The 16,011-nt window shown below is 55.2% G+C and carries 3 protein-coding genes; all 3 read left to right on the top strand.

Annotation, left to right across the window (positions count from 1 at the left end; all coding sequences use genetic code 11):
• The first annotated feature begins 329 nt into the window (after positions 1-329).
• The 3 genes from DFP98_RS15800 to DFP98_RS15790 all read left to right on the top strand — a co-directional run bounded on the left by DFP98_RS15800 (position 330) and on the right by DFP98_RS15790 (position 15,974).
• Positions 330-9,059 (top strand): cadherin-like beta sandwich domain-containing protein, encoded by an 8,730-nt coding sequence (locus DFP98_RS15800; RefSeq protein ID WP_181917721.1) that lies wholly within the window; start codon positions 330-332, stop codon positions 9,057-9,059.
• Between the two features lie 218 nt (positions 9,060-9,277).
• Positions 9,278-11,650: an alpha-L-rhamnosidase-related protein gene (locus tag DFP98_RS15795; protein WP_116061572.1), complete on the top strand. Its 2,373-nt coding sequence runs from the start codon at positions 9,278-9,280 to the stop codon at positions 11,648-11,650.
• Positions 11,651-12,011: 361 nt separating this feature from the next.
• The gene (locus DFP98_RS15790) at positions 12,012-15,974 is read left to right on the top strand and encodes a DUF5722 domain-containing protein (protein WP_116061571.1); all 3,963 of its coding nucleotides are present in this window, start codon (positions 12,012-12,014) and stop codon (positions 15,972-15,974) included.
• Positions 15,975-16,011 lie beyond the last annotated feature (37 nt).

The following is a 16,011-nucleotide window of genomic DNA, read 5'->3' as shown; positions in this document are numbered from 1 at the left end:
ATTGAAGCGAAAGCCCGCTGACCGGTAGGTCTGGCGGGCTTTCGTCTGTCCGCGCGGAGAGGAGATATGCGGGTTATCTTCGGATTGTTCGCGTTCAGCGAGTAGATTTACGGGGAATTGGCGATTTTTCTTCATAGATTTTGATATAAGGGATGTTTCTCAAGTGCATTTTTTGCGCGGTGGAGCGCCCTGTTTTTCTATTGTAGGACTAGCGAACTAGGAATGTTTATTATTTGTTTAGAGCCAATGTGTAGAATAAAGTCGAACTCTATCGATTGGAGAGATACATAATGGGCCGAAACAACTATGAGAATGGAGGAGCAGATTTGTTGCGCAAACATTGGAGCTCGGGATTGGCTAAACTATTGATTGTCGCGTTAATTCTGCAATGTTTTCCTCTGGCGTATGGGAACGGCAATATAGCCTATGCGGAGGAGGAAGATTCCGGGCAGGTAATCGAAGAGATAATGCCTGACCTCGACTTCGAGCCTGTCGGAGTGAGCGTGACTTCCAGTACGTATGGAGTCAATGATAAATTAGCGGACTACCTCTGGGAGCGGGTAGGCGAAGGCGTGGTCATACCGCGCGCCAGAGAGTATGCCGCTATGGCTTACGACGAAGCGGACGGTCAGGTTATTTTATTCGGAGGCTGGGACGGGGGCAATCCGCTGAACGATACTTGGACTTGGGATAACAGCAGCAATAGCTGGACCCAAGTGAACGGACTGTCGATTTCCCCGCCTGCCCGCAGCAGAGCGGTCATGGCGTACGACTCGGCCAGCGAAGGCTTGATTTTGTTCGGGGGCTGCGGCGCCAGTACGTGCTACAACGATACGTGGCTATGGAAAAATAATAAATGGCAACAATTGCATCCGGCTACGTCACCCTCGGTACGTTCCGCACCGCAGTTGGCCACTGACGGCACAAACCTGGTGCTATTCGGCGGCGATAGCGGGCTTGACGCGGTTAATCCTTATGGAGACACTTGGATCTGGAACGGAACGAATTGGAATGATGTTACGCCTTCAGACCCGAATGACTCTCCGCCGGGTGCATACGCGGGGCAGATGAGCTATAACGGCGAGACTGCGGTTCTCTATGGCGGCATTACCGGCTGGACAACAGAAAGCGGACATACGGTCAAGGGCAGTTCGCCGTATTTATGGATATGGAACAAAGGCTCGCAGACATGGAGCTCGTCTCCTGGTCCGCTTGGGCTTGATTTCGGTCGCTTTGCCCATTCTATGGGCTACGACGGCAAGCGGGTCGTCTTCTTCAGCGGGGCTCGGGATTATGTTCATTATCAAGGGGCTAACACCTCTTTGGTAGCGAACCTGAGGATGCCGTCCTCAGTCAATCCATATCCGGTAACCGGTATGGCCTATGGCTGGAAGGATGGGGCATGGGAGAGTATTCCGCAATACGGCTCGTCCAATTTTGCGATTATTGACGATCCTACTTCGGTGGGAGGCTACCAGCTTTGGCCCAGTCAAACGCCCTTTCCTCTGAGCGGAACCAGCATGGCATTTGACGGTACCAAGCTGATTATTTTCGGCGGAAGCCGAGATTATGTGACTATCTATGACAAGCCGCCAGGCGAGGGAGGAAAGCAAGACCACACAGAAGTCGCTAGCCTTGTCAACGAAACCTGGGCGTTTGGTTATACAGTCCCGTCAGCTCCGGAAATAGAGTTGGTAGGCGACCCGAAGATTTCTTCCGATCCGGCGCATATTGACGACACCGTCAGCGTTATTGCGAGAATCAAGTCGCTTGGCGGCAAGAAGATCACGGAACACGGGATAGAATATCGCAACGCTTCGGGCAGCGAAGATTGGATCGTAGTACCTCACCCGTCGGGTTCGCAGGGGATCGGCTCGTTCACCGTGACCCTAACCGGCCTCGTATGGCAGAACGAATATGAGATTCGCGGCTATGCCGTCAATGACATCGGCAAGAGTTATACGGAGAGTATACTTTTCCCATTTGAAGATGATCCGGATTTAGAGCCGCCGGAGGTTCGTTTTGATCGCGTGGGCGCATCCATTGTCCATGTGAACGATAAGAAACGGATCGTTGCCGTTGGCGAAGATATGACGAACCTGTTGCGCAAGCCGCTGCGTGAAATTCATTTTCATTTGCGTGGCGCTGACAATACGGAGTATCCGTTAGAATACAGTATTGTGAACGTGCGGCAGTTGGAATTGACCTGGAACGCAGAGTTGCCGCCAGGAAAATATGACGTCGTACTTAAACACGATTTCTTTAAAAAAGATGTAGATAAAAATGAAGACTATGTGTTCCCGGAAGGGTTGCAACTGATCGCGACGGACTTCTATGAGCCGCGCAACTTTGCTGCTGTGGATGTACCGAGCACCTCTTCCGCCAATGAAATCAGCGCACTGAGGCTGCAGGCGCCGTTTACGGAAACCACTGCTGCTCCGAACTTGTACACGTTAAGTGACACGGATAATGTCGTTACGATCAATGGAACCGTACTGTTCAAAGGCAGCAGCCTTGTTGTAGACAAGAGGAATCCGGCAAAATCGGTAATCTCCGGAGAAGGCAGATTGTATGTCAACAGCGGTGGCGTACCTTACACGCTGTATGAAGGCAGCTTCGAGTTGGACTCTGACAACTTCACTATGGCAGCGAACGGTGGAAGCGCCGTTGACTACACGGGCACCGATATGCCGATCAAGGCGAGTAAAATCACTTTTGTCCAGAACGGCATGAAGTTGGCCGGTTCTCTTGAGCTTGGCTTTATGGTCGGAAACCAGAAAGTATCCAAAGAAATAACAATTGACGACCTGCAATATCGCTACGGCCGGTTCGAACTGGTAGGTAATTACGCGTTGGACAAGACCTTTAAGGTCGGTCCGATCGACGTAAGCAATACTTCTTTTAATATCGACAGCCGTTATCCTTTAGTAAGTGTGAAGGGCAAGGGCAAAGTGCCGGGAACGGACATCAGCTTCGACCTGCTTATGAAGCTGAAGCAAGGATGGCTCGACGAGATCGGCTTCAGTATGTTCAACAAGTCGGTTCTGGCCTCCACGGGTCTCCAGGTCAACTATTTGTACGGAAAAGCGGACAAGCTGGCCGGAAAAACGCAAGTTCCGCAACGGTTGCCCGTATCCGGTTCGGTAGCGGATGTTCTTGTCCCTCAACAGAAGCATCCGTCATCGACTTACAAGTTTAATCTGGTGGGCACGGACGAAATCGCCGTCAATTTGACGCCTTATGGCTTCGATGCGACGGGAATCGAATATTACTACTGGCTGCCGGTCAAAAACATGACCCTGCAAGCGGTCGTTAATCCTGCGATTGCCGGAATCAAAGGCTTCACGAAGCCGGGCTTCCTGGCGTCGGGCGACATTAACGCCTTCGATACGATCAAAGGCAAAATTGCGGCCTATTCCTTCAATAAAAAAGGATATGACGGCATCCTGAAAGCGACCGTGTATGTGCCGAAGGGCATTCCGCGCATAGGCGGCGCGACGATTCGCGATGTGGCATTAAGCGTAAACGACAAGCAAGTGATCGGTATGATGAAGCATAACGGAATTAATGCCCGAGTGTCGTATACGTTCAGCAACAATACGATCCTGTTCGAGGTGGAGGCAGAGCCGCCAAAGAAATCCTGGTGGGAGAAGGGGCTCGATTTCGTTGGCAACCTCTACAATAAGATCGACGATTTCTTCGAGAAAACCGCGCCGCTTGGCGACATTCTGGAGGAACTGATCGATTTCGAGCCAAACGATTTCTCAACCTTTAACCTCGCGGCAAGCGACGATTGGGCGAAGAGCTTTGACTTTGCCCGCTTTAATGCGGTTGCCGCTTTAACGACGGCACCCCGCGAGATGCAAAAGGTGTACGATATGACGCCGGTGAACGCAATCGTGCAACCGCAGGAGGTCGCGGACCGGAACGCGAAGGCGCGTTTTGCGGACGGTCAACTGACCTCTGTGGAGCTGTCGCTGGCCATGAGCGCACAGAATGAGGCTTCCGGCCAGACGACAACTACTGTATTCCGTTCGGATCGGGCCTACGAGGCACTGATTGTGATCACGGGAGATCAGAGTTCCGCATCATTGACGGTTTCCGCTATCGACGGTTCGAAAGGCGAAAGTGCGGCGAAGACGGAGACGGTCTACGATGCCGCGGCGAATCTTACTTTCATGCGGGTTTCCTTGCATAAAGGGGTTTGGAAGCTTACCGCAGGGGCCGATAGCGAGGCCCGCGTTCACGAATTGCTGTTCGCGAATCGTTCGCTGACATTGGAGCAGTTGGCTCAAGTGTGGCGGCAGACGGGGGAGCGTCAAGTTACTTCCTTGCTTGTGGAGAAGAATGGCCTTTATTCAATGCAGGTAGATCAGGCCCCTGCCGAGCTGATTGTCTACAAACCGGACGGCAGACCCTACCATCTGGAAATGTCGTCGAGTCAGCCGGGATGGAACTCCTTCAAGGATGCCGACGACAATCAGCACATTTTGCTGGACGTAGCCGAAACGGGTACATGGCTGATAGTCGCCAACACAAGTCCAGAGGCGCAATTGAGCCGTGTACCGGCGCAAACGACGGTGGAGCAGTTGCAGCAATGGGTGCAGGACAAAGCTTATCCTACGCACTTTGAGCTGAACAACTGGAGCAGCGGCCAGGCGATTGTGGAAATTTACGGCGCAGACGAGCATACAAAGCTGTATACGCCGACAGGCGATCTGTACGCACTGCAGCCGAATTCAAATTTGAACGGCATGAATATGACCTACGACAGCAGCCAGCGGAAAATGACCGTGTGGATCGACGGCGTTGAGCTGAAAGGCCAGTGGAAGGCGGTTGGCAGCAGCTTTACGAGCATCATGGCCTATCAATTAAGCCGGAAGTTCATATCGATCAAGCCGTTATTGAACGAAGGCCGATATTCCAAATATTTCGATGTTGTGGAGAAGGGCGACTACATGCTGTCCGTCAGCGGCGGTAATGCCGATACGGTCGTTCTCAAGCCCGACGGCACGCGTTATGAGTTGGATTTCACTGCGCCGGACGGCAACGCCTATTTACAGCCGGCGGCGGACCGGGTGCCGAGCGCACCGGCCGGCGGCGATCCGCTGGAGCAGATGCAGGTCGTGACGCCTTATCCGGCCGAAGACGGCCGGGATATGCTGTATATCTCGCTGCTGGATGCGCCTGCTGGCAAATGGTTGGTGCAGAACGGCAAGCGGGCGGAATTGGAAATTCAGAAGCTGATTCCTCTGCCTGAAGTGAAGGTTTCCGTTGCGGCGGTAGCGGACAATCGCATTCGGATCACTTGGTCGACGGCAAACGCCGCTCCCGGTACGAAAGTCGCGCTGATGCTGACCGCAGGCAAGGAGGACTATATCGGAGATGCGCTTGCGGAAGATTTGCCGGGATCCGGCATGACAGTAATCGATATACCGGATTTGGCGCTGCCGGGCACCTATTACTTGTCGGCTGCGGCGACCAGCGAGAGCGAAGCGCCTGCTTACGGCGTTGCGGAAGACGTAGTGGAAGTCAAATCCTCCTACGCACTGGCTGCTCCGGCTCAGCTTGAACTGTTGTCGACAGGCAATGGCGAAGTATCGCTAAGCTTCAAGTCCGTCACCGGACAGGTGGAGAAATATCGGGTTTGGGTCGGAGAAGGAGCGGGCAGCGAGCCGGTTACGCCGTTCATGGATGTCGAGCCGCAGGCGGGCGCTACGCAGCAAGCGGTGATCTCCGGACTGCAGCCGAATGTCGATTACACGGTGGCGGTATCGGCGATCGGTCAGTCAGCCGGTCGAATCGCGGTTAGCCCGCTGTCGGCAAGCCTTGCTGTGACGATGCCGGAACCGCAACCGGCGGCGCTGACGGTATCGCTGGATGCCGGAGGCGGCTCTGATACCGTCAGCACCAAAACCGTCAAAACCTATGACGGCAGCGATCGGGTACTGTTCATTACCAAGGCTGATCAAGCCTCGCTGAAGGTCTCGCCGAATCAGGCGGCTGCACTGACGTTAACGGTTGACGGACAAGCGCTCGGCAGCAGCGTTCAGGTTGCGGCAGGCAATGTCCATGCCTTTGATCTGAATGCGCTATTGAACGTCAGTGCTTTGGAAGAACGGGAATACAAATTGCTGATCGAAGCGGTTAACGAGCAAGGCGATCGCAGCTTCGAAACACGCAGCCTGTTCATCGATCGCACTAAGCCGCTACTGATCGCTTCCGGCGGAGAGAACGATAACGGTGAACTGATTTCGCTCAACGGCGCGGTGGATAGCACGGGCAAGCTGCTGGTTGTGGGGCAGACGGACATCGGGGCCAAGCTGGAGATCGCAGGTGTGACGGTGCCTCTGGATGACGAAGGCCGCTTTGTCTACTATGCGCCAATCGAATGGAACGCTGGCATAGAGCGGTTGACGATGACGATCTACGCTTCCGACGACGCTGGCAATACGACGGAATATCCTTTCGAGGTGTTGAAGGACAGCGCTGGACCGTGGGAATCCTTCCCGAGCGATCTTGCGGCACTGACGGTGGGAGGCGCGACATTAAGCGTGCCTTATCAGTTCGAAGAGCTCGCTTATCAGGCGAAGTCGGAATCGAACCAGGTGCGTATCTACGCGGTGCCGATGGTCGCGTCGTCGACTGTTACGATTGACGGACAGCCACTTACCGCAGGCGGTTATGTTGAGATAGAGACGTCCGATACAGAGAAAACGGTACAAATCAAGGTTCAGCCGACCGGCAGCGAACCGCCAAAGACCTATACTCTGAAGATCAGCGGCGGGTCAAGCACAGCACTGTTACAAGATCTGACTCTGAAGAAGCAGACAGGCGAAACGATTGCCGCTGCTCCTTTTGAGGGAACGGACGACACTTATGAGGCTTATGTAGACGATACAGTAGAGGCCGTTGTGCTGACGCCAAGCGCATTAAAGGCCGGATCGACGATTACGATCAATGAGGAACCTATGAGCGAGGCAAACTCTGAGCCAATCGTCCTGCAAGCAGGTGAAAATCAAATTAAGGTTATCGTGAAGTCGCCTGACGGAACCCAATCGCGTACTTATCAGGTTAGCGTATGGCGAGCTCGCAGCGGCAACACCGAATTGCAGCAGCTTGGCATCCAGACGAGCGGTGCGGCAGTAACGCCGAGCTTTGCTGCGGATATCGCGAATTATAAAGTGTTCGTGCCGGAGGCGACGACAACCTTTACACTTCTGCCTGTCGCTCATCAGGACGCAACCGTTCGCATTAACGGCCAGCTTCTGAACGGCAGCGCGGTTTCGCTTCCGCTTGAGGAAGACAGTCTGACCGTGCGAATTGTCATCAGCGCACAGAATGGCGGAACGCGAGACTATACTCTTACTGTATTGCGTCAGAAAGGTGCGCCTGAAGCGCCGCCGCTGCTATCCGCTCTGGAAGCGAGCGCGCGGATTGACGGCAGCTTTACGCCATACAAGCTGAGCTACGGCACGAAGCAGAAAGTGAGCCAAGCCAGCATGTCGATTACGGCAACCGCCAACGATCCGCAAGCGACGGTCACTGTGATGGGCAAAACGTTGCAGGGAGGCGGAAGCTTCACGGCAAGCTTGGCGAATGGGCAGAATACGATTAACGTTCGAGTCGAATCTCCGGATCAAAAAGTTTCGCAGACGTATTCCATCGACGTGACCCGCGTAAACTCAGGCTCGTCGACGACACAGATCGTGCGTCAAACGAAAGTAACCGGAGGCGCGGGAGAATGGGTTGTACAAATTCCGATCGTCCGGACCGTTGCGCCGGACGGCAGCATAACCGATACGGTAAAGCTGGACGCGGATAAAGCGAAAGACATCGTGGCCAAAGCGAAACAGGGCAAGACAAGCATCGCTCGGATTCAAGTGTCCGATCTGCCGGACGATCCTGCCGACGAGCGCTATGTGAACTTAAGCGCTCAAGCGCTAACCCTTCTCTCGGATAGCGGCCTGTCGCTGCAGATCGAACTGCCGGAAGGCGTCATCGAGCTGCGGGGCGATTCGCTGAAGCAACTCAGCCAGAAGGGTACGGACGCTTACTTCCGCATCGTGCCGATCGTTGCGGCCAGCGAGCGGAAGACGGTAGATAATCGGGTGCTGGAGGCGGACCTGGTCGTGCAAGCGGCCGACGGTCGCGCGGTCTCCGTGATCGGTCATCCGGTCAAAATTGAAACGAACTACTCCGGATTTAACACGGAAGTGCTGTTCCGACTGGACGGCTTGAAGCTGCCTGCCAACAAAGCGGCGGCCGATAAGCTGCTGTCGGAGCTGCGAGTGTATATCGAGCACAGCGACGGAGAAAAGAAGCTGGTTCAAGGAAAGATTCGATATAATACCGACGGCAGCGTAGCCGGCATTGTGATCGAAGTCGACAAGTTCAGCACGTTTACGATTGTTCGCATCGGTGCGGACGAGGGCGATGCGGAGGCAGGAACGCTCGCGCCATACTTGTCCGGTTACCCGGACGGTACATTCCGTCCGTCGCAATCGATCAAACGCGCGGAATTCGCCACCATACTGCATCGCCTCGGTCTGAAAGGCACGGATGCTTCCGCAGCCGGACAAGCTGCAGGCTACAAAGATGTGGCGAACAAACACTGGGCTGCCGAGGCGATTGCCGACATGCAGCGCACGGGCCTGATGCGCGGCGATAATCAAGGCCGCTTCCGTCCAGATGCCGCTGTGACTCGTGCGGAAATGGCGAGTATCGTTGCCAGACTGCTTCCGGCAGGAGCGGGGGATCAGACCTCGAGCGCTCTTCCAAGCGATGTGCAAGGGCACTGGGCGTCGGCAGCGATTGGTAAGGCTATACAGGCGGGGATCCTGAAGGGCTACCCGGACGGCTCCTTCCAGCCGGATCGTCCGTTGACTCGCGCAGAGACGGTACGGGTGCTGAACCAATTGCTTGAGCGTCCGACGCCTGCCGTTACGTCCTCCATCTGGCCGGACGTGCCGAGCAATCATTGGGCGATTCGCGACATCGAGTCGGCGTCCGGCACCGTAACGGTGTCGGAAGGCGGCAGCGTTCGGAACGGTCAATAAAGATTAGTTGAAGTCCGCGGACTCCCGGGGTCAGTCCCCCTGCGAGTTCGCGGGCTTTTTTTATCGATGTGGCAAAGCGGGCAATCGAATCTAAACCCATGGGCAAGGAGACGTCTAATTCTCTCCAATACATATAGACACGAAAAGTATATTAAAGTATTATTAAGTATACTAAATACTAATTATCAGTTACAGAGAATACCGGAGGTTGGGGAGCGATGGAGAAGTGGGATGCAAACTGGATTTGGGTGAACGACAGTTTAAGACGAAACAATCAATATATTGAAGCCCGAGGTTCGTTCGAGCTTCAGACGTCTCCCGATAGCGCATTGCTTCGCATAACGGCGAATCAGGAATATGTGCTGTTCGTTAACGGCTCCGAAATCGGAAGAGGTCCTTCGCCTTGCGACAACGACTGGCAATATTACGACGTATACGATGTCGCCGACAAGCTGCTTCCGGGACGCAACGTCGTCGCCGTGCTGGCCTACAACTTTGGCACGGACAGTATCGTTACCGGGCAGCGCCAAGGCCCTGGAGGGCTGCTGTGCCAAATCGATCTGAAGACCGATCCTAGCGTTGAAGAGAGCTTCTGCGCGGCGGCTACGGGGACGGACTGGAAATGCCGGGTTTCTCCCCGGTGGAGGCCGGACTCGATCCGCATGCATATGTGGGGCGGGTACCGCGAAATTTATTTGGCCGACCGGGAGGACGGCTGGGAGCTCCCGGAATACGACGATTCGGACTGGATGCCTGCGGCAGTCGTCGCCGGGGCGAACGAGGCGGAATCCCCTTGGCCCAGACTGCTGGCGAGGGAAATTCCCCATCTTAAAAAATCGTGGCTGCGTCCCGTAGCTGTTGTCGGGGAGCAGGCATACTTGGGTGCGATCGCTAACGCCGATTCCGTATTAGAGGGAGCCGGACATCCAGATTTAATGTTCGTCGACGCTTCCGTTCCGGGCTCCTATCCGAACGCGACCTACGATTTCGGAACGGAAGTCGTCGGATATCCCGAGTTAGAGCTTGAGGCGCCCGAGGGCGGGGTCGCGCATCTTTTTTACGGAGAAGGACTTGAGCTGGAGCTTACCGACACGTTTGTTCTGAAAAAAGGAAGCAATCGCGTTCGTTCCTTCGGCAGGCGAGCTTTCCGTTTTATGAAGCTTGCTCTGCAAGGAACTCCGGCGCCCGTCGAAGTGCGTTCGGTGAACATGAAATCCGTACATTACCCGTATCCGGAGCAAGGCAGCTTCGCGTGCAGCGATGAGAGGCTGAACAGAATCTGGGAGGTGGGCAAGTATACGGCGATCGTTAACAGCCAGGAGCATTTCGAGGATTGCCCGTATCGCGAGGGCGCTTTGTGGGTGGCCGATGCCGTCGTTATGGCAAGAGTCGTCTATCAAGCTTTCGGAGATTTGGCCCTTGTTCGTAAATCCTTGCTGCAAATCGCCCGCATTCAGAATGAAGACGGCTCGATTCCAGGCACTGGGCCGGAGAGCAACGGTTTTATGCTTCCGGACTTTTGCGCGCATTGGCTGTTCGGCGTAAAAGAGTACGTGGATTATAGCGGGGATGACAAGTTTCTGGCCGAGCTGTGGCCATCCGTAAGCCGGCTGGAAGCCTGGTTTCAGGCGCAGGAGGACGAGGAGGGCTTGTTCGCCAATGCCGACCGCGACGGCTGGTGGTGCTTTATCGATTGGTCGGACGACATCGAGCGCAAGGACAAAGTGGCCGCAATTTCCTGCTACTACTATAAGTTCCTTCTTACAGTTGCGCAGCTTGCGCGACGCATGGGGGAGGAAGAGCGAGCGCAGGCATTGGAAACCAAAGCGATCCGGCTGCGGCTCACGATAAGGAGTCGCATGCGGCTGCCGGAAAGCCCGTTGTTTGCAGATAGTCTATCCGCGGACGGATTATCCGCAAGCTTGACCGCTCAGACGAACTTTGTCGCCGCTTGGTGCGGGATCATGGAGCCGGAAGAGGCAAAATGCTTCATTGAGGATTTTTACTTGGCAGGCAAGCTTCCGCCGATCAAGGGCGCATTTTTCTACCACATTGTTCTGGAAACTCTGTTTGCTTATTCGTACAGAGAGGAAGCGCTGAAGGAGATCCGTTACTTCTGGGGAGCTATGCTCGATCGGGGAGCGACGACGTGGTGGGAGACCTTCGATCCTTCGCTGCCCGAATGCACGGTGCCCAGTCCGTATCTCGGCCATACGCCGACGTATATGCAGGCGTCTATTCCCGTCAGCTTCTCTCACGGCTGGGGCGCTTCTCCGACTTATTTGTTGACTCGCGAAATGCTCGGCATCGACACTTCCCGACTAGGAGAAGACAGGGTCGCGCTTCGCCCTGCCGCAGCGGGAGGACTAACTTGGGCGAAAGGGACGATTCCGACGCCTCGCGGGGATATCGAAGCCTTCTGGTCTGAGGCGGACGGCGGGCAATTCGCCTTCGAAGCTCGGCTTCCCGCAGGGCTTAGTTGGTCCGCTGGCCAATCGTTCGCTCCTATCGAGACGGCAGAGCAGGACGACGGGGGCACGGTTGTTACCGGTAAGTTCACCGTGACTCAATCCGACTATAGCTGCGTTTAATACTGGTTTTACAAGAGCTGTTCCATAGCATTTTTATGGGCAGCTTTTCTTTTTTTTCTTCGGCTTACACCAACCTTTTGGAATCTCTCGAACAATCCCCTCCATTCAGGTACATTGAAGTTCAAATTCGCTCCCATAACGGTCCGCCAGACCGTAAGAGGCAGTCAGTCGCTCGAATTCGCTCCCATAACGGTCCGCTAGAACAAAAGGAAAAGACTGCGGCTGATCTATTCGCGCACATCATTTTTTCTAGTTCCTTAGCAACATTTATGTATACTTAAATAAATAATTATTGAATAAAGAATACTTATTTGGTATGTTATTTGCGAAAACATTCTTAATTCTGTGGAGGAGGCTATTTATGTCTCGAATGCGAACCGTATCTGCAGTACTGGCTATGCTAATGCTTTTACAGCTCTTTCTTGCCGCCGCCGTCTCGGCGGGCAAGCATGATCCGGAGCTGCGACAGTCCGACTGGGTTTCTACGGGCAAGGATGTATATCCTGCGGCAGTGCTGGACGACTTTAATACGGAGGAGTCGGTACAGGCGTGGAAAGCCGGATCGAATACGGACTCGGTTCATTACGTAACCAGTCTGCTGAATGGTCCCAACCAGCCGTTCGAAGGGGGTGGCGCCTTGGAGCAGGTGCCGGAGCTGGTCAAAGTATACGAGTGGAGATCAATCTATCGAGACTACGAACAACCGCTGGATTTAAGCGGCTACCGTTATTTGGCGCTGGCGGCCAACAGTTGGGGCTGGCAGGCGACGGCCGATTACGCGCTGAAGATTACGCTGTTTAATTCAGACGACAGCTTTGAAAGCGTCGCCATGATCCGGCCGGACTCCTGGAAGCCGATCTTCATCAATCTGGAGGATTGGGCAGGAAGAAGCAACATCACGAAAATGGAAATCTCCTTCATGCAGAACTTCGATCTGGAAGGCATCGCTCCGGGAGCCCCCGGCTACGACTATTGGAACGGCCGTTTCCAGATCGACTATATTACGGCGACGAACGCCCGCGACCTCAGCTTCGATATCGAGGGAGAAACCGAAGGGTTCACCGCCTCAGGGGGAAGCTTGCAAGCGACGGGAGGTCAACTCGCCTATACGTTGGGAGGGGCGGCAGGAACGCTCCAATCTCCGGAGCTGACGATCGACGCGGCGAAGAGAAATGGACTGTCCGTGACGATGACGAACGGAACGGGGGCGGACCAACTGACCGTACAATGGAAAACTGCGGGAACGGATTGGGACGATACCCGTGCGAAAACGTTCGACATCCCGGCCTCGGGCACGTTCACCCGCGACTTTAATTTCTCGGACCGCGAGGATTGGAACGGGGTCGTAACGGCTTTTCGCTTCCTCATTCCTTCGGATTCGGGCTCGTTGTCGATCGACCAGATCGCGCCCAAATCGATGCCCATACTGGAGAAGCCGTTCGACGGAACGGCGCAGGCGCGCATCGAACAGAGCGGGACGATTGCCGTCGAAGGCACCGTTAAACCCGAATTCGTCGCGGACCATCCCGGAGCGAGGCTGTATTTGTTTGAATTGGCCACCTATGAGGAGGCGCAAACGGCTTTGGCATCGCATGCACCGCTGGCGGATGCGGATCTTGCGGAGTCGTTCCGGTTCGAGACCGGCTTGACAGACGGAACGAGGAGCCGGCTGTACTCCAAGTTCGCGGTGGCGGCCCGTGCGGACGGAGGCGAATATACGCTCGTCGCGGCGCCTCAATACGTCGCGAACGCAGAGACGCTTGCAGCTAACCGTGAGCCGTTCCCGCAGGCCGCGAGCATCAAGGGGCTGCAGGTGCAGATGACGGGCGACGCGCAGGAGCTCAGCATCAGCCACGCGGCGCTAAACGTAGCCTACAACGAATTGATGTATAAGAACGGCAATCACCCGAACAATACGATTCCGTTCGAAGTCGAGGGTCAGACTTACTTTTTCCGCAAGGATCGGATCGAGCAGATGGACCGTCAGGTGAAGAGTCTGTCCGACAACGGCATTATCGTTTCTCTCATTCTGATTATGTACGATACGAAGGACGCGCAATCTGCGAACGAATATTTGCTTCATCCGGATTCGGAGCCCGGCGGCATCGTCTACGCGCTGAACACGTCCAACGCGATCGGCGTCGAATACGTGAAAGCGGCGACCCAATTTCTGGCCGAACGCTATTCCAAGCCCGATCAGCAATTCGGACGCGCGGTCAACTACATCGTGGGCAACGAGGTCGGCCAGAACAAAGTATGGAACAACATGGGACCGAAGAAGCTCGAAGACTACATCCGCGAATACGCTCAGACGCTCCGCCTTGTCGATACAATCGTTAAGTCGGCTTACGCGAACTCCAGAACGTATATCTCGCTTGATCATTTCTGGAATGAAAACTTAAGCGCCGAATCCTTGTGGAAATACGATAACAAGGCGATCGTGGACCGTTTGACGCAATTGACGCGAGCGGAAGGCGATTTCGGCTGGAATGTAGCATTCCACCCCTATCCGGAAAATCTGTTTAATCCCCGGTTCTGGAACGATGCGACGGCTACGGACTCCTTCGACACGCAGCGGATTACGTTCAAAAACCTGGACGTACTCGTCGACTACATGAAGCAGCCGGACTATACGTACGACGGGGAGATGCGCCGTATCATCCTGTCGGAGCAGGGCTTCCACAGCTTAACGAATTCTGAGGAGGATCAGAAGGTTCAAGCCGCGGCATACGCATATGCGTATTACAAAATCAAGTTCCTTGAAGGCATCGACGCCTTTATCCTGCATCGGCACGTCGATCACGGCGAGGAGGGCGGCCTGAATCTCGGTCTGTGGACGCATACGCCGACTTCTGTCGTAACGCCGGATCAGCACAAAGCGATCTACGACGTGTTTAAGTATATCGATACGGAGCGTTCCCTAGAGGTTACGGATTTCGCGAAGGCGATCATCGGCATTCCGAGCTGGCAGCAAGCGATACCGGGTTTCGATCCCGCACAGCTAGCCGACCGGCGTTTGCCTGAAGTCAACGGTCTTGAATTTGTCGCCAGTGCAGACCAAGCCGGATCGGATGGAGGCTTCGAAGCGGGAACGGACGGATTCGCGGCGTCGGACGAAGTCAGCTCGATCCGTTCCGAGCAAGGAGCTGCGTTCCGCGGCAGCAGCTATTTGGCGGCGACCGTGAACAGCGCTTACCGGCTCAATTGGGCGGGCGTGCAGAAGAAGCTCGCTCAGCCGATCGACGCGAAGAAAACGCCGTACTTCACGGCGGCCGTTCAACTGCCGGGCGCGGATCCGAACCAGGCGTACTATGCGCGGTTCATCGTCTATAGCGGCTCAGAGCGCGTGGAAGGCACGGCGAAATTGGATTTGTCGAAGGGCTGGAACCATCTGGCGCTGCCGCTTAAAGGCTGGGACGGTTTAAGGTCGATCGATGGGGTTAAGATCTGGGTACGCTCCGCTGGAGGGGCGCCTTGGCAGGGCGAAATCCGCATCGACGAAGCGAAGTTCGTCAAGAAGATTAAGGAAGAGAAAAAGTACCCGAACGTCGAGGTGGACGCCAAGCTCGTCTCGCAGGCTCTCGAAGTGGGAGCGGATATATCCGTGACCGTAACGAATTTCGGTTCCGACAAGCTGAATAAAAAGCTCAAGCTGGAAACGACGCCAGGGCTGAAGCTGTCCAAGAAGGACATCCAACCCGGCGGCATTCGAACCGACGAAAGCCGATCCTTCACCGTGAAGGTTACGCAATATACGCCGATGAACGGGGTAGAGCCCGTACTGAAAATCAAGCTGGAGGATCGTACTTACGTATTTTCGTTAAAAGGAAAAGCTCCGGTCACCCCGGAGGACGGCGTTCTGTACAACTTCGAGGACGGCGTTCAGGGCTGGAGCGCAGGCACGAATGTAGCAAGCGTTGCCGCCGTGCAGTCGTTCCCGAACGGTCCGGGTACGCCGAGCGAAGGACAGCAAGCCTTGTCGGCGCGCGCTGCGATCGCGGCGGCTTCGGCCTGGAAGACGGTGAAGGCGACGCCTGAGCGGCCGTTCGATCTGAGCGGAGCTTCCGTCTTCTCGTACGATATCGACAGTTACGGCGGCGTTCCGGGAGCTACTTACGAGACGCGGGTGACGCTGCGTAGCGGAGAAGACAGCTTCAGCTATACGAGCGCCATGAGCGCGGATCGTTGGAACCGCATCTCCGCCGACCTATCGGCATGGGCGGGCCGCTCGTCGATCACCGACATTGAAATCTCCTTCCGGGCGGTCGGCAGCGACATGGCCTGGAATCCGGAATTTCAGCTGGACCGGATCGGCGCGGAATAGAGAACGAGGCTGCCTATCCTTCCCGACGAATTGGGCG

This window comes from Cohnella phaseoli (assembly GCF_003386235.1).
In the GTDB taxonomy this organism is placed as follows: Bacteria; Bacillota; Bacilli; order Paenibacillales; family Paenibacillaceae; genus Cohnella; species Cohnella phaseoli.
This window is presented reverse-complemented; position numbering and strand designations above follow the sequence as displayed.